This is a genomic window from Metabacillus mesotrionivorans (genome assembly GCF_052171315.1).
Taxonomy (GTDB): domain Bacteria; phylum Bacillota; class Bacilli; order Bacillales; family Bacillaceae; genus Bacillus_P.
Genome location: NZ_JBQMFF010000001.1, coordinates 581807 through 604464 on the forward strand (window position 1 = coordinate 581807; position 22658 = coordinate 604464).

General features: G+C 44.2%; 22 protein-coding genes and 2 riboswitches. Of the genes, 16 read left to right on the top strand and 6 right to left on the bottom strand.

Going from position 1 to position 22658, the window contains the following annotated elements:
- Positions 1-22: 22 nt before the first annotated feature.
- Together ACTSEZ_RS02920 and ACTSEZ_RS02925 are read left to right on the top strand one after the other, a co-directional pair.
- Complete coding sequence (locus ACTSEZ_RS02920) at positions 23-2035, top strand: penicillin-binding transpeptidase domain-containing protein (RefSeq protein WP_369732718.1); 2013 nt, start codon at positions 23-25, stop codon at positions 2033-2035.
- Between the two features lie 168 nt (positions 2036-2203).
- A complete protein-coding gene (locus ACTSEZ_RS02925) occupies positions 2204-3763 on the top strand; it encodes a bifunctional metallophosphatase/5'-nucleotidase (RefSeq protein WP_369732720.1) in 1560 nt (519 codons plus the stop codon).
- A gap of 59 nt (positions 3764-3822) precedes the next feature.
- Here ACTSEZ_RS02925 and ACTSEZ_RS02930 read toward each other — a convergent pair whose 3' ends face one another.
- Positions 3823-4158 carry a DUF3905 domain-containing protein gene (locus tag ACTSEZ_RS02930; protein WP_029565430.1) on the bottom strand — a complete coding sequence of 112 codons (336 nt, stop codon included), beginning with the start codon at positions 4156-4158 and terminating at the stop codon, positions 3823-3825.
- A gap of 75 nt (positions 4159-4233) precedes the next feature.
- Here ACTSEZ_RS02930 and ACTSEZ_RS02935 point away from each other — a divergent pair, with 75 nt between their 5' ends.
- The 3 genes from ACTSEZ_RS02935 (at position 4234) to ykzE (ending at position 4787) form a co-directional block, all read left to right on the top strand.
- On the top strand, positions 4234-4371 hold the full coding sequence (locus tag ACTSEZ_RS02935) for a hypothetical protein (RefSeq protein WP_369732722.1): 138 nt from the start codon (positions 4234-4236) through the stop codon (positions 4369-4371).
- Positions 4372-4458: 87 nt separating this feature from the next.
- Complete coding sequence (ykzP, locus tag ACTSEZ_RS02940) at positions 4459-4635, top strand: protein YkzP (RefSeq protein ID WP_029281795.1); 177 nt, start codon at positions 4459-4461, stop codon at positions 4633-4635.
- Entirely contained in the window at positions 4632-4787 is a 156-nt protein-coding gene (ykzE, locus tag ACTSEZ_RS02945; RefSeq protein ID WP_168713758.1) for a protein YkzE, read from the top strand. The genes ykzP and ykzE overlap by 4 nt, the downstream gene beginning before the upstream one ends.
- A gap of 37 nt (positions 4788-4824) precedes the next feature.
- Here ykzE and ACTSEZ_RS02950 read toward each other — a convergent pair whose 3' ends face one another.
- Together ACTSEZ_RS02950 and ACTSEZ_RS02955 are read right to left on the bottom strand one after the other, a co-directional pair.
- Positions 4825-6591, bottom strand: coding sequence for a B12-binding domain-containing radical SAM protein (locus tag ACTSEZ_RS02950; RefSeq protein WP_369732724.1), 1767 nt, complete (start codon positions 6589-6591; stop codon positions 4825-4827).
- A 116-nt stretch (positions 6592-6707) separates the two neighbouring features.
- Positions 6708-7754 (bottom strand): acyltransferase family protein, encoded by a 1047-nt coding sequence (locus tag ACTSEZ_RS02955; RefSeq protein ID WP_369732726.1) that lies wholly within the window; start codon positions 7752-7754, stop codon positions 6708-6710.
- 295 nt (positions 7755-8049) lie between these two features.
- On the opposite strand from ACTSEZ_RS02955, the gene ACTSEZ_RS02960 reads away from it, so the two are divergent.
- The 5 genes from ACTSEZ_RS02960 to ACTSEZ_RS02980 all read left to right on the top strand — a co-directional run bounded on the left by ACTSEZ_RS02960 (position 8050) and on the right by ACTSEZ_RS02980 (position 13505).
- Entirely contained in the window at positions 8050-10239 is a 2190-nt protein-coding gene (locus ACTSEZ_RS02960; RefSeq protein ID WP_369732728.1) for a PAS domain-containing sensor histidine kinase, read from the top strand.
- A 12-nt stretch (positions 10240-10251) separates the two neighbouring features.
- Positions 10252-10746, top strand: coding sequence for a methylated-DNA--[protein]-cysteine S-methyltransferase (locus tag ACTSEZ_RS02965; RefSeq protein WP_369732729.1), 495 nt, complete (start codon positions 10252-10254; stop codon positions 10744-10746).
- A gap of 260 nt (positions 10747-11006) precedes the next feature.
- Entirely contained in the window at positions 11007-11837 is an 831-nt protein-coding gene (kynA, locus tag ACTSEZ_RS02970; protein WP_369732731.1) for a tryptophan 2,3-dioxygenase, read from the top strand.
- A 601-nt stretch (positions 11838-12438) separates the two neighbouring features.
- The gene (locus tag ACTSEZ_RS02975; protein ID WP_369733070.1) at positions 12439-13020 is read left to right on the top strand and encodes a DUF2087 domain-containing protein; all 582 of its coding nucleotides are present in this window, start codon (positions 12439-12441) and stop codon (positions 13018-13020) included.
- Positions 13021-13031: 11 nt separating this feature from the next.
- Positions 13032-13505, top strand: a complete 474-nt coding sequence (locus ACTSEZ_RS02980; protein WP_369732732.1) for a GNAT family N-acetyltransferase — start codon at positions 13032-13034, stop codon at positions 13503-13505.
- A gap of 12 nt (positions 13506-13517) precedes the next feature.
- Here the strand turns inward: ACTSEZ_RS02980 and mtnA are convergent, their stop codons facing one another.
- From mtnA to ACTSEZ_RS02995, 3 genes are all read right to left on the bottom strand, one after another.
- Positions 13518-14579 (bottom strand): S-methyl-5-thioribose-1-phosphate isomerase, encoded by a 1062-nt coding sequence (gene mtnA / locus ACTSEZ_RS02985; RefSeq protein WP_369732734.1) that lies wholly within the window; start codon positions 14577-14579, stop codon positions 13518-13520.
- 12 nt (positions 14580-14591) lie between these two features.
- Positions 14592-15776 (bottom strand): S-methyl-5-thioribose kinase, encoded by a 1185-nt coding sequence (gene mtnK / locus ACTSEZ_RS02990; protein WP_369732736.1) that lies wholly within the window; start codon positions 15774-15776, stop codon positions 14592-14594.
- A gap of 130 nt (positions 15777-15906) precedes the next feature.
- Positions 15907-16064: riboswitch (SAM riboswitch) on the bottom strand.
- A gap of 97 nt (positions 16065-16161) precedes the next feature.
- Positions 16162-16950 (bottom strand): carbon-nitrogen family hydrolase, encoded by a 789-nt coding sequence (locus ACTSEZ_RS02995; RefSeq protein ID WP_369732738.1) that lies wholly within the window; start codon positions 16948-16950, stop codon positions 16162-16164.
- Positions 16951-17051: 101 nt separating this feature from the next.
- Between ACTSEZ_RS02995 and ACTSEZ_RS03000 the strand changes: the two genes are divergently transcribed.
- From ACTSEZ_RS03000 to cbpA, 6 genes are all read left to right on the top strand, one after another.
- On the top strand, positions 17052-18242 hold the full coding sequence (locus tag ACTSEZ_RS03000; RefSeq protein ID WP_369732739.1) for a pyridoxal phosphate-dependent aminotransferase: 1191 nt from the start codon (positions 17052-17054) through the stop codon (positions 18240-18242).
- 53 nt (positions 18243-18295) lie between these two features.
- Positions 18296-18403: riboswitch (SAM riboswitch) on the top strand.
- Positions 18404-18481: 78 nt separating this feature from the next.
- Positions 18482-19720 carry a 2,3-diketo-5-methylthiopentyl-1-phosphate enolase gene (gene mtnW / locus ACTSEZ_RS03005; protein WP_369732740.1) on the top strand — a complete coding sequence of 413 codons (1239 nt, stop codon included), beginning with the start codon at positions 18482-18484 and terminating at the stop codon, positions 19718-19720.
- A complete protein-coding gene (locus ACTSEZ_RS03010; RefSeq protein ID WP_369732741.1) occupies positions 19717-20379 on the top strand; it encodes a 2-hydroxy-3-keto-5-methylthiopentenyl-1-phosphate phosphatase in 663 nt (220 codons plus the stop codon). The genes mtnW and ACTSEZ_RS03010 overlap by 4 nt, the downstream gene beginning before the upstream one ends.
- Complete coding sequence (locus ACTSEZ_RS03015; RefSeq protein WP_369732742.1) at positions 20376-21008, top strand: methylthioribulose 1-phosphate dehydratase; 633 nt, start codon at positions 20376-20378, stop codon at positions 21006-21008. Before ACTSEZ_RS03010 ends, ACTSEZ_RS03015 begins: the two co-directional genes overlap by 4 nt.
- 25 nt (positions 21009-21033) lie before the next feature.
- Entirely contained in the window at positions 21034-21567 is a 534-nt protein-coding gene (gene mtnD, locus ACTSEZ_RS03020; RefSeq protein ID WP_369732743.1) for an acireductone dioxygenase, read from the top strand.
- Between the two features lie 292 nt (positions 21568-21859).
- Positions 21860-22513 (top strand): cyclic di-AMP binding protein CbpA, encoded by a 654-nt coding sequence (gene cbpA / locus ACTSEZ_RS03025; RefSeq protein WP_369732744.1) that lies wholly within the window; start codon positions 21860-21862, stop codon positions 22511-22513.
- The last annotated feature ends 145 nt before the right edge of the window (positions 22514-22658 follow it).

Below are 22658 nucleotides of genomic sequence, written 5' to 3' on the forward strand. Positions count from 1 at the left end.
GTATTGGGAGAGGTCAGATAAAGTGAAGAAATGGACGGCAGTACTTTTTTGTATGCTAACGCTTGTGATTCTTTCGGCATGTTCAAAGGGACCGCAGCCTGAAGAACGATTCCAGAAATATGTCAGCCTGTGGAATGACCAGAATTTCAGCGGAATGTATGATTATTTATCTTCAGATGCTAAAAAAAGCATAACAGAGCAGGAATTCACAGAACGATATCAGCAGATTTATGAGTCAATCGAGACGGAAAATCTGAGCATCAGCTATGAGAAGCCGGAGGAGCCCGAAGAGAGAAAAGATGAGAAAAAAGCTTCCTTGCCGTTTTCGTTAAAAATGGATACTCTGGCAGGACCTGTTGCATTTGAACATCAGGCGTCACTCGTTCAGGAAGAGACGGATGATGGAGACAACTGGTTCGTCTCTTGGAATTCATCGATGATTTTTCCGCAGCTGAAGGAAGGAGATGCAGTCAGAATTTCGGAAGATAAGCCGGAAAGAGGAAGCATCTTGGATAAGAACGGAAAAGGTCTGGCTGTAAATGCCGTCGTTCCTGAAATTCAGGCAGTTCCCGAAAAGCTCGGAAGCGATCCTGAAGCCGCAAAAGAAGCAGCAAAGCTTTTGAATCTGACAGTTGAAGACATAGATAAAAAGCTGTCTGCAAGCTGGGTTAAGCCTGATATGTCCGTGCCGGTCGCAAAAGTGGACCCATCAGAAACCGAACTGGTAAAAAAAGTGACATCCCTTCCCGGTTTCCAAAAGGCAGATGTTTCATCCAGGTACTACCCGCTGGGTGAGAATGCTGCCCATTTAACCGGATACATAGGCAATATTTCCGGTGAGGAACTCCAAGAGCTGAAAGGGAAAGGATATACAAGTACATCGCAGCTTGGAAAAGCAGGGCTTGAAGAAGTATACGAGAACGAGCTCCGGGGGAAATCCGGATTCCGCATCTATACAGATCCTTCAAACGAAACCATTGCCGAGCAGCCTGCAGAAGATGGCAAGGACATCACTGTAACGATCGACTCTGCTCTTCAAACAGTGCTTTACAATCAGCTGAAAGGTGATTCAGGCACAGCTGCAGCTGTTCATCCGATGACGGGGGAAACACTTGCGCTTGTCAGCAGCCCTGCTTACAATCCGAACAGCTTTGTATTTGGAATGTCAGGTGAGGCTTATCAGGCTCTTACAGAGCAGCCCGGTAAGCCGCTGAGCGCCAAATTCAACAAGACATTCTCTCCGGGGTCTGTGTTTAAGCCTCTGACAGCCGCAGCGGGTTTAAAAGCGGGTACACTGAATCCGGATGAAGTCAAAACCATTGCGGGTTTAACCTGGAAGAAAGGGCCTGAGTGGGGGAACTACTCTGTCACAAGAGTAACGGACGCCTATTCAGCGGTTGACCTTAAAAGGGCTCTTGTTTCATCTGACAACATTTATTTCGCACAGGCAGCGCTCGAAATGGGTGCAGATGCTTTTAAAGAAGGAGCAGCTGCGTTTGGGCTTGGTGAACGATTTGAGTTTGACTTCCCGACTGCGGACTCATCAGTCGCAGCGTCTGACCTAGCTGAAAAGGAAGTTCTTCTGGCTGACTCAGGATACGGGCAGGGAGAGGTCCTGATGAGCCCTGTTCATATCGCAGCAGCCTATACCGCATTTGTCAATAACGGCAGCATGTTAATGCCTTATCTTGTGAAAAAAGATGAGCCTGCTCCTGAAATTTGGAAGGAAAGCATTATAACGCCGGAGCAGAGTTCTTTCCTTTTGAATCACTTAATCAGCGTCGTGGATGACCCGAGCGGTACCGGCCATAAGCCTGTCGTGCCGGGTCTGAATCTGGCGGGAAAAACCGGCACAGCCGAACTGAAACAGGCCAAAGGAGAAATAGGACAGGAAAACGGCTGGTTTGTGGCTGTGAATACGGATCAGCCAAGCCTGCTGATTGCCATGATGATTGAGGATGTAAAAGACAGAGGCGGAAGCCACTATGTGGTGCCTAAAGTAAAACAGGCATTTTCCGCTTATCTTAAGCAATGAACAAAAAAGAAGCTGCCAGCGCAGCTTCTTTTTTTATACCTATCCATCTTTTTTTTGTGTAAAAGCTTTTATCTGCTTCTTAACAATTCTTAATAATCCTTTACCTTCACTTTAGATGGCCTTCATTCTGGCATGATACGTTAGAAGCATCAGAGGGAGGGAAGGCCAATGAAGCATTCTGTAAAAACAGCAGGCATTTTATTCATGATTGTCTTATTTTTATTTTTTGCATCTGTTTTTGGAGAAAGTCAAGGGCGGGCAGGCACAGATGATAACAAACTCACAGAAATTCATCTGCTTGGTGTGAATGATTTTCATGGACAGCTGGACACTCATTCTGTTCAATCTGGCAAAAAGGTTGGCGGAGCCGAATATCTTGCTTCTCATCTTAACAAACGGAGAGAGATGCATGAACATTCGCTGCTCTTGCATGCGGGTGATATGACAGGAGGAAGTCCGCCGCTGTCATCCTTGTTTCTTGATGAACCGACCATTGAGTTTATGAATCAGCTTAAGTTTGATGCCGGTACACCGGGAAATCACGAATTTGACAGAGGAATCGGCGAGCTTAAAAGACTGATAAATGGAGGGTATCATAGTAGTACAGGATACTTTAAAGGTGCCGATTTTGATTATGTTTCAGCCAATGTGATTGATAAACAGACAGGAAAGCCGATTTTTCCAGCATACACAATTAAAAAAATTGACGGCGTACAGATAGGCATAATCGGTGTTGTAACGAAAGAAACCAATCAATTTCTGCTGCCTGAAAACCGGGAGCAGATTGAAATAACGGATGAGTCTGAGGCAATCAACGAGGCAACTTCACAGATGAAAAAGCTTGGTGTTGAGTCAATCATCGTTTTGGCGCATGCAGCTGCATCATCAGATAAATTCGGTGAACATGCAGGAGAAGAACTGATCGAGATGGCTCCGAAAATCACCGATGAAGTAGATGTCATATTCGGGGCTCACAGCCATAAGCGTGCAAATACCAGAGTTGGAAACAAGATGATTGTCCAGAGCTATTCTTACGGGAAAGCCTTTTCTGATGTAACGCTTCTCATTGACCGCGACCAGAAGGAAATTATTCAGAAGGAAGCACAAATTATTCTGACAGACCACACTCAGGCACCACCCGATGAAGGTTCTCTGAAGCTTATTGAAAAATATAAGAAGCGGGTCGGAGCCGAATACAGCAAGGAAATAGGGAGTCTTCCCCACGATTTATCCAGAAAAAAGAATCATCAGGGCCATTCCCCTCTTGCCGCACTCCTGACAGAATCTATGATGAAAGAAATGAATACTGATATTGCTTTCGTTCATCATGGCGGCATCAGGGAAAGCCTGAAGAGAGGGCCTGTGACAAAACAGCACGTCATTGCCGCGCTCCCTTTTAATCATTACGCAGCAGAAATTTCTCTATCTGGAAAACAAATAAGAGAGATTCTTGAACAGCAGTGGAGTTTAAAAGCAGAGAACTTGCTTCAAACGAAAGGACTGACCTTTGAGATCGACCGGAGTGCGCCAAAGGGAGAGCGGATAAAAGCATTAAAGACAGAAAATGGAGAAGTTATTGAAGATCAAAAAATGTATCGTGCGGCTGCAAGCAATTACCTTGCATCAGGCGGAGATGGCTTTGAGGCATTTAAATCAGGGGAAATCATTCAAAAAGGACCGGAACTTTCAGATGTGCTGTCTGAATATCTTGTCGAAAAATTTCATTAATAGCTTCTGCGGAACAAGATCCCCAATGGCTGCGCCTTTGGGGAAAACAGGGCTAATTTCTAATCCTGTCCATAGCCTGCATCTTTATCAGGATGAGTAAACGGAAAGCCATCAGGCTTTTTTTTGCTTTCTAAAAGCTCCCGGTTTTCAGGTGTGTTCCAGCCAATGTCGTTTGTAGGATGTACCCATTGATCGCCCGCCATGATGGAAGGGTCGACATCATCGCTCCACTGATTTAAGGGAGACTGTTTGGAGTCATAAAAACTGTCTCCGATTAAAACGCCGTATTCATTGATAAAGGGTTTTTTCATGGTTATGCCTGTTCCTTTAAAGGACGGGGCACTTGCCTGATGAGGCATCGTTTCATCCATCGTAAATTCATCTTTTTCACTCATATTCATCACCTCTGTAGTAGTATTGTCTGCTTTTTGGCAGGATATGAAAGAGACATCTTTAAGGAGGAAAAGGATATGAACAAGGAATTTCCGGTTGCAGCTCTTCAGGATCAGTTTCTTGAAAAAGTGAAAAAGATGGAAAGTGAACTGAGAGATCAAACAGGCGAAGAGATTGTACTAATTGCCTACAAACACAATAAACAGCAAAACTGACTCGTTTTCCCTCTAATGAATGATCCGGATTCGCCTAACACTATAAACAGTGAGGTGCTTCTCACGAACTTTCAGGGGGGTATGAAGATGAAAAGAAAAGCCGCTAGAAATCAGGCAGTGAAAAATAATACAACACCAAAAGAAAGCATGGCCGATACTGAATTTGCTGCAGAAGCGGTCTACAGCAGCGAAAATCCTGCCAAGGGTGCAAACCGCAACAGTAAAAACGGCAGCAAGGGACGTTCAGGAGGGTCATTCTCATGACAAAGAAAACACACAAAAGCAAAGAGAGCGGACAGCATAAAAAGCAGATGGATCCTGATCTGCTGAAAGAAGAGTTCGGCACAGAAATGGGCGATTATAATTCAGCGAAGTTTCTGGAGGCGGCATCATCCAAAAAGAAGACATGCAAATAAAAGAAGAACCGCTCAGGGGGCGGTTCTTCTTTGTTTGTCAGCTTACTTTATTATGCAGTCTATTCTCTTTTACAGCATAGGAGCTTGCAGTGCGTGTAACTGGATCATAATGAACAAGCAGAATGCTCTCGCCGGGCAACACTTCTCCGGTTCTTATATATGCATCCATATCAAACGGCACCTTATCAAGAATTGTATGCTTATAAAGATCTTTTTCAGTAAAAGCTTTTGCTTCGAATTCTTTTCCAAGCAATGACGGCTGAGAAAGAATCGCCTGATAAATGGTGCTGCGTTCTGACTTCGTCAGCATATCATTCCACCATGGCTTGCGCGGTTTATGTTTTTGAGAAGACAGATAGTCGTATTTCATAAATCCTTCTGCCATGTCAGCCTGTTCTTTGTGATGGACAGACAGGAACTCATAAAGGCGTTTAAATAAATCTTCAAGCTGATGACCGATGCGGACCCAGCCCTGTTCGTCCCAGTAGGTGCCGAATTGCTGGAAAAAATCAAACGGGGTTTCAAACACACTCTTGATAAGAAATTCTACCGTTGCATCCATCCGGTGATCATTCCAGTACTTCTCAAGTACATCTTCAACTTGCTTAATCTTCACGATATCTTCAAAGGAAAGAACATTATTTTTCAGAATTTCATAAGGCGAGTGGTCCATATAGACATAATCATGGTCTGCAGCGCGCAGACGCAGTCCGGTTCCGCGAAGCATTTTTAAGAAGCCGAGCTGCAGTTCTTCCGGACGCATTTCAAATACATCGTTAAATGTCTTTTTAAACGATGTATAGTCCTCCTCAGGCAGCCCCGCTATCAAATCAAGATGCTGGTCGATCTTTCCGCCTTCTTTAACCATTGTGACAGTCCTCGTAAGCTTGCTGAAATTCTGGCGTCTCATCACAAGATCATTTGTTGCATCATTTGTGGACTGCACTCCGATTTCAAAACGGAAAAGACCTTTTGGGGCATTGTCATTTAAAAACTGGATGACTTCTGGCCGCATAATGTCAGCGGTTATTTCGAATTGAAAAACCGTTCCGGGCAGATGCTCATCGATAAGAAACTGAAACATTTCCATCGCATAGCTTCTGCTGATGTTGAACGTCCTGTCAACAAACTTAATGGTTTTGGCGCCGTTTTGCATCAGGTAGCGGATGTCATCTTTAACTTTTTCACGGTCAAAATAACGGACCCCGACCTCAATGGAAGACAGACAGAACTGGCAGCTGAACGGACACCCTCTGCTTGTTTCAATATAGGTAACCCGCTTTGAAAGGTGGGGGATATCCTCTTCAAAACGAAAAGGAGAAGCAAGTTCAGCCAGATTGATCTTATTCCGCTGAGGATTGATCATAACCTCGCCATGATCTCTGTAGGCAATTCCGGAGACTTGCTTCATGTTTTTGTCTGATTGAAGGGCAGCCAAAAATTGCTTGAATGTCTCTTCACCTTCGCCAATGACAATATAATCCGCTTCAGGTATGGATTCCATCCATTCTCTTGTGTCGTACGTCACCTCAGGACCGCCGAGCACGATAATGAGGGAAGGGTTGATTTTTTTCATCATTTTCATGATCTTAATGGTTTCTTCGATATTCCAAATATAGCAGCTGAAACCAACGACATCAGGTTTCATGCGAAACAGATCGGTCACAACATTCATCGCCGGATCTTTAATTGTATATTCAGCAATGGCCACTTCAAAGTCAGGCTGGGCATGAGCTTTCAGGCAGCGCAGGGCAAGACTTGTGTGGATATATTTTGCGTTCAGCGTACTTAGTACAACGTTCATTTATTAACACCACTTCTAACATAATTTTTAATCCTATCTATTCTATCACATTTTATCCATAATAAAGCGACCTAAAAACATGGAAAAACCCGCTGCACAAGCAGCGGGTTCTATTCTTAGCGGTACTGCACCTTTTCTTCTCTGTTTTTGAAGAATTTGCGCAGATTTGTTGCTTTCAGCTCAATAATCGGCTGTGTAACAGTTTTAACAGCATTTGTAGACAAGATGAATGTCAGAAGAATGGACAGAAGAACAATCAGGGTGACGCTTTGATAATCTTTAAGCCATTCGAGAGCCTCGCTGTTTCTCAAGGATCTGACAATGAATCCGTGCAGCAGGTAAACGTAAAATGTCCGTGTTCCCCAATGTGTAAAGAAAAAGCGGCTTTTAGGAATCAGGGAAAGAAAACTGAATGTCAGGACAAATGTCAGTGTGTAAAATCCGAGACGGATCAGGCCGTCTTCAATGCCGACTCCGCCAAACTGAGAGTAGGGTTTCGAACCAAACAGCCATTCGTAGTCAAAATCAAGAAAAAAATAGGCGGCGAAAACGGCCATCAGCATAGCGGTTGACGCAAGGCGCACTTTTACTCCGGTCAGTCGCTTGAAGTGTGATTTATCCAGATAGAACCCGACTAAAAACAGCGGGAAGAAGACAAATGTCCTAGACACACTCAAGTAATTGCTTGCCGAATCCACATAGCCAATCCCTACGCCAAGTGCGATGGCAACAAGAATGGCCGTTCTTTTATCAAGCTTCGTATAGGCAAACAAGAAGAGATTCCAGAAAAACAAGCTCATCAGGAACCAAAGTGACCAGTGCGGGTCGAGCGGATTGACGGCAAGAGCGCTTTCGGATTCAACAAGGAAGTAATAAACTGAGTAAATTCCCTGGAAAATCAAATACGGGATAATCAGTTTTTTAAAGATTTTTTGTACATAGCCTTTTTTATTGTACCCTTTTGCAAAGAAGCCTGATATTAAAATGAAGGCAGGCATATGAAAGGTGTACACAAATTTATAGACATTCAGCATAAATTCGTTATCATCAATAAATGAGCGAATAACATGACCAAACACAACAAGAATGATCAAAATGAATTTCGCATTATCGAAATAGCTTTCACGATTTTTCACAGTATCACCCATTTTCACAGAAGTCATTAAAGGCTCCTGCAGTTAGTTTTCCCATAAGGGATATTACTACCCTTTTTACCCTTTCTTAAAAGAGTTTAAAACAGTCAAATAGCAATATAGCCGTTTTTAAAGGGATTGTAAAGAAGTTGTTAGGTGCGTGTAAAAAGAATGAATTTTTGCACTTATTCACGATTGCTCCCTTTTGCATAGGTCCTTAGCAATAAAATTGTCAAATCCGGTAAAACGGTGAAGGACTATTCAGCATTCTGTAGAATTACAGGGGAGATGAAAATTTGCCCGTCGGCAAGGAGCGGAATGATGCATGAGCAAAGTAATGAATGAATGTGAAGTGACGTCATTGCAGGAGCAGATCACGATATTAAAAGAAGAAAATAAGCGGCTTGCAGAAAAGAGCCGTCAGCAGGAATTGATTATTGAAAGTGCGATGGAAGCGATCATTATTCTTGATGAATCGTTTCATTTTATAGATTGCAACAAATCTGCCTGTCACCTTTTTCAGCTGGATAAGCTTGAAATGGGCAAGAGAAAGATGTGTGATTTTCTTTCGCTTGTTCCCCATCAGCAGCTGCTGAATCAAGTGGACGAGCTTCGTGACAGGGATCAAATAGAAGATGAACTGATTATCAAGCTAGACAATGGCCAGGTGAAATTTATTGAACTTTCCATTAAGAAAAATGCGCTCGGAACCCGGCATCTTGCTCTTATGAGGGATATTTCCTCCAATAAAATGCTTGAGCGGGAACGGACAATCAATGAACAGCTCTTTAAAGATCTGTTTCACAGGGCGGTTGACGGCATCGTCATTTTTGACGGGAGCGGCCAGTTTATAGATGCGAACGGCTCGTTTTGTCTGAATTTTGAAATAGATAAAAACAGTCTTGGCTCATTTAAGCTTGAGGATTTTGTTGAGCACGAGAACCAGTTTAAACTCGATAAACTATGGTCTATTTTGAATGAAGGAGGCAGAGCAAAAGGGGAAATGCCCGTGACGCTTTTATCAGGGCGCAGAAAAGTATTTGAATTTACATCCACCTCCAATGTGCTCAGCGGATTCAACATGGCCATTATGAGAGACATTACGGAAAAAAGGAATATGGAAATGAAACTGTTCAAAAGCGAGGAACGTTTCAGGGAAATATTTGAAAATGCCATAGATGCCATCATTATCTGGAACAATGACGGGCGGATCATCAGCGCCAATCAGTCAGCCTGCAGAACGTTTGAGCTTTCAATGGAAAATCTGATCAGCAGCAGCATCTTTGATTTTATGGATGCCAGTGAATCCAAATTCAGGACAGTCAAAAAGAAATATGTAAAATCAGGAGCTATTCGCGAGGAGCTCTTGTTTTATATGCCGAACGGCCAGTGCAAACAGCTGGAATTCACATCTAAAATGGACGTAACAGACGGGCACCATCTGACCATTCTCCGGAACGTAAGCGACCGGAAGCAGATGGAAAAAGAATTAAGGGAAAGCGAACAGAAATTCAGAAAAATTTTCAACGGGGCGATGGACGGCATTGTACTGATTGATGACAATTACACGATTATTGACGCCAATCAGGCAGCTGGAAAAATCCTTGAGATTCCTCTTGAGGACATCCATAAGTACAATCTGCATGAGCTGATTTCCTATGATAAAATGGAAGGCAGCGCCATGTATCTTATGGACGAAATGACAGAGGAAATTCCATTTAAACTGCAGAACGACAAAGAAAAAATCCTCGAATTTTCATTAAAACGGCATATTATCGAAAACATGAACCTGGCTATTTTCAGAGACGTTACGGAGAAGAAGGAGCTTGAAGAACGGCTCCGCAAATCCGACACGCTCAGCGTTGTCGGAGAGCTTGCAGCAGGCATTGCGCACGAAATCCGAAATCCGATGACAGCATTAAAAGGTTTTATCCAGCTGCTCGAAGCGAATGTACAAGAAGACTTTTCCATGTATTTTAACGTGATTACATCAGAACTGAGCCGGATTGAATCCATCATTACAGAATTTCTCATACTCGCAAAGCCGCAGGCCATTTCTTATCAGGAAAAAGATGTCGTGACCATCATGAAGGAAACAATTGATCTTTTAAACGCGCAGGCTATATTGGTCAATGTGCAGATTGAGCTTTTTCATAATGGCTGTGTGCCCCATGTATACTGTGAGCCGAATCAGCTCAAGCAAGTCTTTATCAATATTTTAAAAAATGCGATTGAGGTTATGCCGTCAGGCGGTACTATCCAGGTCAATATTTCCCTGAAAAACGAAGATGAACTTCATATTTCAATTATTGACGAAGGGTCAGGCATTCCTGAAGACAAAATCAAACGCCTCGGGGAACCTTTTTATACAACAAAAGACAGGGGCACAGGACTCGGCCTTATGGTGAGCTATAAAATTATCGAAGAGCACTGCGGAAAAGTGGAGGTTGAGAGCGAAGTCGGAAAAGGCACAGCTTTTCATATCAGCCTGCCGCTTCATCAGACATCATGCTGAAAGGAAGACATCATGAACGCATATAAATCAGTCAGCACGCCAATGGGGATTCTCCGCATAGCATCAGACGGAACGTATATAACGAATCTTTTTTTAAAAGAAGAACACTTACATGAATATATGGAAAAAAATCAAGTGCAGGAAAGCAGTGAAGACGCTCTGCTCAATGAAGCAGAGAAGCAGCTCAATGAATATTTTGCAGGCGCAAGAAAAGATTTCAGTCTGCCGCTGAAGCAAAAGGGAACAGCATTTCAGGAAAAGGTGTGGCAGGCGCTCACTGAAATTCCGTATGGCACATCCTGCACGTATCAGGCCATCGCTCTAAAGACCGGCAACCCAAAAGCTGTCCGCGCAGTCGGCCAGGCCAACAGAAAAAATAATCTTCCCATCATTGTGCCGTGTCACCGGGTAATTGGAGCAAACGGTCGTATGACGGGGTATGCTGGAGCGAATGTCCATTTAAAGCAAGTGCTGCTGGACCTGGAAAAAATACCGTATAAAATGTAGGTTTGCTTGTCACTTTTTAGCCTTCGCGACATATCATTTGGTAAGGGTAAAAAAGTTGCTCAAGGGCAAATTGGAAGGGCGGGCTTGAAATGTGGAAAAGGCCGAATAAACTTGCATTTTATACGAGTCTCCTGACTGCCATGCATGTGCTGACAGAAGAACAGAAAAAGCTGATTTTAACTGATAAGAACAGATAAAGGGAAATGGAGTTCAAGCGCTGAACTCCTTTTGCATGAGGAGAAATGGAGCGGGGGAGAGTCATGAAAGATCCAAAAGACGAAAAAGGGATACATACCGATTTCAGCAGCCGGATGACGTACGGGGAATACTTGAGTCTAGGACATCTGCTTGACAGTCAAAACCGCCTGTCAGGCCATCATGATGAAATGCTGTTTATTATTATCCATCAAGTCAGCGAACTATGGATGAAGCTCATCCTGCATGAGCTTCAGGCGAGCATACAGGCAATCGAAGAGGGAAATCTGTCAATGGCATTCAAAATGCTTGCCCGCGTGTCAAAAATCCAGTCACAGATTATTGCAGCATGGGACGTGCTTTCTACATTAACGCCTTCTGAATATGTGCAGTTCCGGGACAAGCTCGGTCAGGCTTCAGGATTTCAGTCCCATCAGTACAGACTGATTGAATTTGCCCTCGGCTATAAAACCACGCATGTTCTGGAAATTTACAAAAAAGATCAAGAGCTGCACAGCGAGCTGTCAAGAGCCCTTAAAAGCCCAAGCATTTACGATGTATCCATTCAGGCACTTGCTAAAGCAGGGCTTCCAATTAAAGATGAGATTCTGAACAGGGATCATTCACTGACCTATAAAGGTGATGCATCCGTAGAGGAAGCATGGCTGGAAGTATACCGGAACCCCGGTACCTACTGGGATTTATATGAGCTTGCTGAGAAATTGATTGATATTGAGGACTGGCTTCAGCAATGGCGTTTCCGCCACATGAAAACAGTCGAACGAATCATTGGATTTAAAAAAGGAACAGGCGGCTCTTCAGGTGTCACCTACTTAAAAAAAGTACTCGATCACCGTTTTTTCCCCGAACTGTGGGATATCCGGACAAAATTATGATGACATGGTCCCAAGCTGAATGCTTGGGATTTTTTTATTTGCGGTTGTGCTGTAGGCATCGTTTAAGAGCACTTATGGGTCCGGGCTAAATGTAGTTCTTGTTGAAAAAGTTGGTTAAGAACACTTGCGCGCCGGTGCCACTCACAATTGGTGGTGCAAACATCGTTTAAGAGCACTTTCGTATTGATGTGAATCGGAATTCTTGTTGCAAACATCGTTTAAGAACACTTTGGTCTTGCTGTGAATGGTAGTTCTTGTTGCAAACATCGTTTAAGAGCACTTTCGTCTTGCTGTGAATCGGAGTTCTTGTTGCAAACATCGTTTAAGAGCACTTTCGTCTTGCTGTGAATGCGAGTTCTTGTTGCAAACATCGTTTAAGAACACTTTTGTATCGAAGTGAATGGTAGTTCTTGTTGCAAACATCGTTTAAGAACACTTTCGACTTGCTGTGAATGGTAGTTCTTGTTGTAAACATCGTTTAAGTGCACTTACCCTCCTCCCCGGCAAGGCCGCAAGATTTTCAAAAACCTGATTGACAGAATTATCTAATTTGATTATCATCTAATTAGATAGCAATCGAATTAGATGGAGGGGAACAATCATACAGCTCGGCAAACTTGTCACATTTCACAAAGTAATGGGAGATGCTACGCGCATCCGGATACTGGCTCTTTTGGCGAAAAGCCCTAAAAACGGGCAGGCGCTTGCCGGAATACTGGGCCTGACGCCGCCTACCATCACACATCATTTAACGAAACTTAGAGAGATTGGCCTTGTCACTGAAAAACGGGTAAAAAACACCGTCTATTTTCAGGTGAACGAAAAGCTGCTGCAGCAGCTTTCGCTTGGGATGATGGAAATTGTCACTGGAAAAGGGGAGCTTGAGATGAATCAGGAAAAAACGGGTGAACATGCGAAAATTCTGGGGAATTATTTAACAAAGGATGGAAAATTAAAAACCATTCCGCCGCAGCGAAAAAGAAGGCTTATTGTTTTATATCACTTAGCTAAAGAGTTTGAGCCGGGAAGAAAATATCCGGAAAAAGAAATCAATGACATCATTAAAAAATATCACGAAGATTTTGCGACGATCAGGCGGGAATTGATAGTGAATCATATGATGTACCGCGAGAACAGCATCTATGAACTGAACCCCAAAGAGCTGTGGGCAAAAATTGAATAGGGGGGGTTTGTATGCTGACGTTTGTACCGGTGCAAAATGAACATCTTCTTGATGCAGAACTCTGTATCATGAACTCGAATCCTGCTTATAATTTGATTTCTGAAGACAGGGAAATGCTTAACAAGCAGGACATAGCAGAAGACAGGGAGGAAGGAAAAGCAGTCAGTGCCAAACGATTTTTAATCATGGACGGCGATGTTCCTGCAGGCATTTTTGAATATTGCCCGCTTAATCCGAGTGATAAAAAACCATGGATCGGCTTGTTTATTCTTCACCGTTCCTGCCAAGGAAAAGGATATGCCGCTGCAGTATATGAGACAGCAGAAAAGCTGCTTCAGCAAGACGGGTTTACCGAAATGAGGCTTGGAGTCCTGACAGAAAATGAGCGGGGCAGGAAGTTTTGGATGAAGATGGGGTATTCTGCTTTTAAAGAGGGAGTGTACAAAGGAAAGCCCATCATCCACTTCGCAAAACAAATCAAGTAGAGCCGGATGGCTCTACTTTTTGACTTTTTGAAAGAGGCTTTCTATTTCCAGCAGGTAGTCTCCGGATAAAACACCTTCCTCTGTAATAATGCCTGTGATCAATTCGTGAGGCGTTACATCAAATGCCGGATTAAAGACATGCACTCCTTCAGGTGCAACACGGCAGCCCGCTATATGAGTGATTTCTTCCGCATCACGTTCTTCTATTGGGATGTCATCCCCGCTCCCTGTCTCAGGATCAAACGTCGAAAGAGGCGCAGCTACATAAAACGGAATCTGGAAAGCATGTGCAAGAAGGGCAAGGCCGTATGTGCCGATTTTATTGGCTGTATCTCCATTTGCAGCAATCCGGTCAGCTCCGACAATGATGGCTGAAATCTGTTTTGTGCGGATCGTATGGGCAGCCATACTGTCTGTTATGAGCGTTACATCAACGCCTGCCTGCATTAGCTCCCATGTTGTCAGTCTTGATCCCTGCAGTACGGGACGTGTTTCACAGGCGTATACACTCAATGGGATTCCTCTTTCTTTTGCGAGATAAAAAGGCGATAGGGCCGTTCCGTATCTTGCTGTCGCAATAGAGCCTGCATTGCATATGGTCATAACAGCGTCACCTGCACTAAAAAGAGGCAGGGCATGTTCGCCGATTTTCCTGCACGTTTCTTCATCTTCAACTTGAATTTGAATCGCTTCATGCAGCAGAACTGTTTTTGCTTCTTCTGTGGACCGGGCATGCTGCACACTGTTTTTCAAGCGGCTGAGAGCCCAGAAAAGGTTGACGGCAGTCGGTCTTGAACTGGCAAGATAATCATGGTCGCGGGAAAGCCATTTTTGAAATTCCGAAATATCATCTGTTTCATATTTTTTTGCCGCGAGCGCGAGCCCGAAAGCAGCTGCAATGCCGATTGCAGGGGCTCCGCGCACTTTAAGGGTTTTGATGGCATCCCAGACCTCCTCAATCGTTTCGAGGTGCAGGTATTCACTCACAGCAGGCAGTTTCTGCTGATCAAGAAGGCGGATATAGAATTCTTTCCATTCGACAGAACGGGGTATGATGGATTGCTGATATGTCATGATGAATGCTCCTTATCTGACAGGTACTTGTTTGAAATAGTCTGCAATTTGTGCAGGTGTTTTGATGCTGCCGCGGTTCTTAACGAGTTTTTTTCCAAGTTCAAGCGCGCGGATTTTCGCTTCAATCTTTCTGTCATGCGGCTCTACCAAATCAAGGTCTGCAACGTGCGCAAGCCCGATTGTCCTTCTGATAATTTCCACACCGGCAAAGCCAACCGCATCTTCAAACGTTTTTTCCAGGATGAAGGAAAGATAGCCGTCGACTTCTGTGTAAACCTCAAGGCCGTCTTTCTCCCATGCTTTAGAAAACTCCCCGGCAAATACAGTCCAGGCCGTTTCAATATGATCCAGGAGGACCTGCTGTTTTGCTTCCTCACGCGAAATGGCATTCATCAATAAATTTGCCGTGAAATGCCCGTAGTCAAAACCAATTGGTCCATAATAAGCAAATTCGGGATCAATGACTTTTGTTGTTTCATCATCTGCAAAAATACTTCCTGTATGAAGATCTCCGTGAACAAGGGTCTCGGCTTCTGTTAAAAATTTATGCTTCAGCTTGGCAACTTCAAGCTTTAGTTCCGTGTCGTTCCAAATGGCTTCTGCTGCAGGTCTCAGTTCATCTTCAAAACTGTTTGATTCCACATCAAAAAAGGGATCTGTAAAAACGAAATCTTCCGTTATTTTGCAGAGCTCAGGGTTTGAAAACTGCTTTACCAGCTGCTTTTTTGTCTGCGGATTTAAAGCGAAATCCGAGCTGTAGAAAAGGGTTTTTCCAAGAAATTCACCAATGTGGCGCCCGAGAAGAGGGAAGTCTTTGCCTTCGATCAACCCAGCGCGTGCAATCTGAAGATGGGATAGGTCCTCCATGGCTGTTATGGCAAGTGTTTCATCTGAGTAATAGATCTTCGGCACGTATTCTCCTGCCGTATCAGCCTGCTTGAGCATGGCGCTGCTTTCAATTCTTGCGCGGTCAAGCGTAAGCGGCCAGCTCTCGCCAATAACCTTTGCATATGGAAGAGCCTGTTTAATGATCAGACCTTTATTTGATTGGTCGGTTATGCGGAAAACGAGATTTAAGTTGCCGTCTCCTATTTCCGTGCATGAAAGCACACTTTTTTCCTCAAATAATCCAAGCCTGAGGGCAAGAGTGACGGCAGCGCTTTCTGTTAATGGTTGATATGATTGATAGTTTGACATGGGTTTTTCCTCCGGTTTCATATGGACTTTTACTGCCAGCAGCAGGAACATGTCGTCTGAGAAAGAGGCTGTGCACATGTAAAAAAGCCTCTTTCACAGGGAAAGAGGCTTGAAGGCGCAGGCTTCGCACCTCTTATCTGCCAGAAAGATGTCTTTCTGCTGGAATTAGCACCGTGCCTTGTGGAAGATGTCTTCCGGCGCAAAAAGCTGCGCCCCATTTCGCAATGGTTTTACGGTCGGTTGCTGGGCATCATAGGGCCAAATCCCTCCGCCTGCTCTTGATAAGAGATTCTATTAGGTTTTGTTTTCGAATAATTCACAATTAATCACTTGTTCTGAATGTTAACAGGTTTAAAAGAAATATGTCAATGCTTTTTTTAGAAAGTTACAAATAAAAATGCGGAAGTCTGTCTTCAAAAACGGGAATTTGTTTACGGATTTCTTTTACCTTTTCCAGGTCGATTTCTGCTGTAAGGACGGCTTCCTCTGTTCCTGCTTCAGCAAGAATTTCTCCCCATGGATCAATGATCATAGAATGGCCGGCAAAGACGTTTGCAGGATCGCTGCCCGCCCGGTTGCAAGCAACAACGTAGCACTGATTTTCAATTGCGCGGCTGAGCAGCATGGTTTTCCAGTGATTAAGTCTCGGAAGCGGCCACTCCGCAACAACGAACAGGATTTCAGCTCCATTAACCGTATGAGCGCGGATCCATTCAGGAAAACGGATGTCATAGCAAATGACTCCGGCACTTTGAATTCCTTCAAGCTTAAAAAGTCCTTTTTCTGTGCCGCCGTTAAGATACAAGTGTTCATCCATCAGTTTGAAAAGGTGCAGTTTGCTGTATTCGTGCAGGAGTTCACCCTGGGTGTTAAACACATACATGGTGTTTGTTACTCCTGCTTCTGTTCTTTTAGCTACAGACCCTGCTATGATATTAACCGAGCAGTTTTTTGAAAGGCCGCTCATCAGGGAAAGGGTGCGTTTTCCTTCTTCATCTGCCAGCACATCAAGACGTGTCAGGTCATATCCGGTCGTCCATAATTCCGGCAGGACAATAACATCAGGATTGTCGCTGAGCATGATGGATTTTATCTTTTTTTCCGCTGCTGCAATGTTTTCTTCCGGTTTTCCGAATGCAATGTCTGTCTGCAGGCAGGCGATTTTAAGTTTCATATACGTCATCTCCGCTAAAAAATATTTTCCTTTACAAGCTGACTATAACAATATATGATTTTTGACTAGAATTTCAAGAATTTTCACAAGAAGGTGCAAAGATGAAAAAGTTTGAGCAATCAACGCTATTGAATAATCTTCCGAAACAATTTTTTGCAAGTCTCGTTGCAAAAGTAAATGCGAGTATTGAGGCCGGGCATGATGTCATTAATCTTGGCCAGGGGAATCCCGATCAGCCGACGCCGCCTCATATTGTAAAAGCTCTGCAGGAAGCGGCAGGCAAACCGGACTATCACAAATATTCACCGTTTAGAGGACAGCGCTTTTTAAAAACGGCGATAGCAGAATTTTATCAAAGGGAATATAGCGTCACACTGGATCCTGACACAGAAGTGGCCATTCTTTTTGGGGGAAAGGCAGGTCTTGTGGAAATTCCGCAGTGTCTCCTTAATCCCGGTGAGACAGTTCTAGTTCCCGATCCGGGCTATCCGGATTATTGGTCAGGAGTGGAGCTTGCGAGGGCCCGTATGGAATATATGCCTCTTTTGAAGGAAAATGAGTTTTTGCCTGACTACTCTAAGCTCTCAGAAAAAGCGAAGGCGGATGCAAAGCTCATGTTTTTAAACTATCCGAACAACCCTACAGGGGCAGTGGCCAGCAGGAGCTTTTTCGATGAAACGGTTGCGTTTGCAGAAGAAAATGATATATGCGTCGTCCATGATTTTGCTTATGGAGGCATCGGTTTTGACGGCAGAAAGCCAATCAGCTTTCTAGAATCAGATGGAGCAAAAGAGACTGGAATCGAAATTTATACGCTTTCTAAGACGTATAACATGGCAGGGTGGAGGATCGGTTTTGCAGTAGGCAATAAAAGTGTCATAGAGTCGATTAATCTTTTGCAGGATCACATGTTTGTCAGTGTATTCAGCGGAATACAGGAAGCTGCGGCTGTTGCTCTTCTTGCCCCGCAGGACTGTGTCAGCGAGCTTGTCGCACGCTATGAAAGCAGACGTGCGGCGTTTATAAACGCGCTGAACCGCATCGGCTGGAAAGTGGAGGCCCCGCCTGGATCATTCTTTGCATGGCTGCCTGTACCCGAGGGATTCACATCGGAATCCTTCGCTGACTATCTGCTGGAACACGCTCATGTATGCGTGGCGCCGGGCATTGGATTCGGGACGTTTGGTGAGGGATATGTCCGTGCCGGACTCTTAACCTCTGAAGAGAGATTAAGAGAAGCCGCAGATAGAATAAAATCTTTAAATCTCTTTTCATTGCCGGTTGACAGCTGAGGGAAAAGCTGTCATAATCCAAATTAATTTCAGGTTATTCAGAACATATACAATTCTTATCAAGAGCAGGTGGAGGGACTGGCCCGATGAAGCCCGGCAACCGACTTAAACAGTGTTTAAGCACGGTGCTAAATCTTGCAGCTATTGCTGGCAGATAAGGATCTTACCCATTTCAGATAAGGTCTCTTCCGTCAGCGGAGGGGACCTTTTTTATTTAAATGCGAAAGGCAGGTACAATCATGAGCGGCGTTACAGCAACCTATCTCATCTATGATCAGTACAGCATCCAAAAAAAAGCAGAAGGAATTGCCACCAGCCTTACGGTCGGCTCATGGACGGACCTTCCGGAGCTTACACAGCAGCAGCTGAAACAGCATAAGGGTCAAGTTGTTTCCGTTGAAGAAACAGATGCTGAAGAACGCATTTCCGAGTTTCTCGGAAAAAAAGTGAAAAAAGGTATTGTGAAAATATTCTATCCCGGCGTGAACTATTCTCATGACCTGCCTGCGGTCCTGACGACGGTTTTCGGAAAGCTATCTCTTGACGGGGAAGTGAAACTGCTTGATTTGGAGTTTACAGGAGATCTTCTTTCTTCTTTTCAGGGACCTGCATTCGGCATAAGCGGCATCAGGGAAAAACTCGGAGTCTATAACCGGCCTCTTCTCATGAGCATTTTCAAAGGAGTCATCGGACGTGATTTATCGTTTTTAAAAGAACAGCTAAGAAATCAGGTGCTTGGCGGCGTTGATCTTGTAAAGGATGACGAAATCCTGTTTGACAATCCGCTTACGCCGTTTGAACAAAGAATCACAGCAGGAAAAGAATTGCTCGGCAGGGTGTATGAGGAGACCGGCCACAAAGCGATGTACGCTGTTAACTTAACCGGAAAGACATTCAGTCTCAAAGAGAAGGCAAGACGCGCTTCAGAGCTTGGGGCGGACGCCATTCTTTTTAATGTTTTCGCTTATGGTCTTGACGTTTTGCAGGAGCTTGCAGAAGACAGGGAGATTCATGTCCCGATCATGGCGCACCCTGCTGTAAGCGGTGCTTTGTCTTCTTCCGCCCTTTATGGGATTTCACATTCTCTGCTGCTTGGAAAATTGCTTCGCCAGTGCGGAGCTGACTTTTCCCTCTTCCCGTCGCCATACGGCAGTGTGGCACTTGAAAGGGATGCCGCACTGTCTATCGGTGCAGCGTGCAAAGAGAGCACTGGGTTAAAAGAAACGTTTCCGGTTCCATCAGCAGGAATTCATCCGGGTCTTGTGCCTGTTTTGATCCAGGATTTTGGCATCGACAGCGTCATTAATGCCGGCGGAGGCGTACACGGGCATCCAGACGGTGCGCAGGCGGGCGGAAGAGCTTTCCGCTCTGCAATCGATGCTGTGCTTGAAGGCATCTCATTATCTGAAAAAGCTAAAAGTGAACGCGACCTTCAGCTTGCACTGGATCTATGGGGTCAGGTGGAGGTGAACCGATGAGCAAACCGGTTATTATCTGCGATTTTGACGGCACGATAACAAACAATGACAATATTATCGCGCTCATGAAACAATTTGCACCTTCTGAGTGGAACTCTCTGAAAGATGACGTTTTAAGCCAGCGCATCTCAGTCCGTGAAGGAGTCGGCAGGATGTTTGAGCTGATCCCGTCACATCTCAAGGGGGATATGATTCAGCATTTGCTGTTTACCGCACAAATCCGGGACGGATTCAGTGACTTTGTTCAATTTGCAAAAGACAATGAAATACCGCTGTACGTTGTGAGCGGAGGCATTGATTTTTTTGTCTATCCGCTGTTAAACGGTCTTGTAGAGCATGACCGTGTCTACTGTAATGAATCAGATTTCAGCGGGGAATATGTTCAAATCCTCTGGCCGAACTCATGTGATGACAGGTGCACAAATGACTGCGGATGCTGTAAGCCGAGCATCATCAGGAAGCTTGCTGCCTCTGATCAGGAGGTCATTGTGATCGGAGATTCGGTGACAGATCTTGAAGCGGCCAAGCTTGCAGATTTTGTATTTGCCCGGGATTATCTTCTTGAAAAATGCGATGCACTAAAGCTGCGCCATCAGGCTTTTTCAAGCTTTTATGACGTAATTGAAGGGCTGAAGACAAGGCAGGAGGCAGCAGTATGAGCTTATATAAACAGCGCTGGAGTGAGCTTGCAGCTGTGAAAAGGGAACTGGCGGAACGGGACTGGTTCCCGGGTACAAGCGGAAATCTTGCGATAAAAGTACATTCCGACCCTCTTTCATTTCTGGTCACATCAAGCGGAAAAGATAAGAGACTTGAAACAGATGAAGATTTTCTGCTTGTGGACGGTGCTGGAACACCCCTTGAAGACACAGCTCAAAGGCCTTCAGCGGAAACCCTTCTGCACGTTGAAATCTATAAGCGGACCAGTGCCGGCTGCAGCCTCCATGTCCACACCGTAGACAATAATGTGATTTCTGAAATATATGGCGATGAAGGCGGAATCACTTTCAAAGGGCAGGAGATTATTAAAGCTTTCGGGCTGTGGGAAGAGGATGCGGAATGGCATATTCCAATCATCGAAAACCCTGCGGATATTCCTGCTCTTGCTGCTGATTTTGGTCAGTATGCAAAAGGCAGCTCTGGTGCCGTTCTCATCCGGAACCACGGCATTACGGTATGGGGAAAAAACGCTTTTGAAGCCAAAAAAGTGCTGGAAGCGTGCGAATTTTTATTTTCTTATCAAGTGAAATTACTTGCTCTTAAACAGGCAAAATCGCTTGTGCGATAAATTTAACATACAGGAGGAATGAAGGATGGCGACGATCCGACTTCAAGAAACGAATGAAAGATTAACAGATCAAAAGGAAGTTTCAGCTTTTCTTAATGCGCAGGAGGTTATTTATGAGCAATGGGATATAGAGAAGCTGCCTGAGGCATTGAGAGAAAACTTCAGTCTTTCTGATGAACAAAAAGAAGAAATTCTTCAGGTGTTCACAAATGAAATTGCGGATATCTCGGAACGCCGCGGCTACAAGGCGCAGGACGTTATTTCTTTGTCTGAAAGCACGCCGAATCTTGAACAGCTTCTTCAAAATTTCCAGCAGGAGCACCATCACACAGATGACGAAGTCCGCTTTATTGTCAGCGGCCACGGTATTTTTATTATCCAGGCAAAAGACGGCTCATTTTTTGATGTTGAACTGGATCCAGGCGACCTGATCTCTGTTCCTCCGAACATCCGCCACTACTTTACACTGCAGGAAGACCGCAAAGTAGTAGCAGTCCGCATTTTTGTAACGACAGAAGGATGGGTACCTATCTACGAAAAAGAACAGCAGCAGGCTTAAACGGTCTTAAACCCCCTTCACTTTCAGAAAGGGGGTTTCTTGTGTTTAGGAAAATTATAAAGAGTAAAAGGTTGTGGATAACATAACAAAGTTATCATCGGCAAGGGTAAGCGCCTAAATCCTCTGTCAGAACGACCCGGACTTTTCCGCGGAAATCTTATCTGCCTATCGGAGAGGGGCTTGGCGCTTCCGCTTTTGTTCTGGCTATTAGACGAAATAATACGAATTTTCTTTACTCTTGTCCTGTTCTATGGTAAATTTTCAACAATATAGAGAGGGGAGGATTGTCAGCATGAAAATTCGCTACAATTTTGTTAAAAAAGAAGATGTCAGGTACTGCAAGGCGGAGAGCACTGTAAAAGAAGCTTACGAATTACTGAAAGAATCAGGCTACCGCAGCATTCCTGTTCTGAAAGACAACGGAACAGTTTTCGCAGGTTTGATCTATAAAGTTGATCTGCTCGATTATTATGTAGAAAAGCAGGGCAAGGATGAGGATTCAATTGAATCTTTGATTGCAGATAAGGATGCATTTGTTTACGAGGAGGATTCGTTTTTTAAAACGTTTCTGACAATCAGAAGGCTTCCATTTTTGGCTGTCCTGAATGAAAAAGATGAATTTTCCGGAATCATTACACATGGAAACATCATGGATGTTCTTGAAGATTCATTCGGCATGAAAACAGGAGGTTATATCCTGACTGTCGGCACTAAAGAACACAAGGGTGCCATCAAGGAGCTCGTCTCTGCCATCAAAGATGTAAATATCGAAGGGCTGCTCACACTGGATAATGGAGATACATATTTAAGACGGATCATCGTAAATCTGTCCCATGATATTTCAGAAAAAAAGCTTCATAAAATCATCAAAAAACTCGAAGAAAAAGATTTCAGAGTGACCGCAGTGGATGATGTAAACAAAAGTGAGAAAGTACTGATGAAATAACTGCAGAACCGGTAATTCCGGTTCTTTTTATTTTTAAAAAAATTGGAAATAAAGGTTTAAAAGTGGGGGAATATGGGAAAAGAAAAGCAAATGAGCCGGTTCATCCAGGTGTGTTAACAGAATTGTCAAAAAGTCCTGTAAAAAA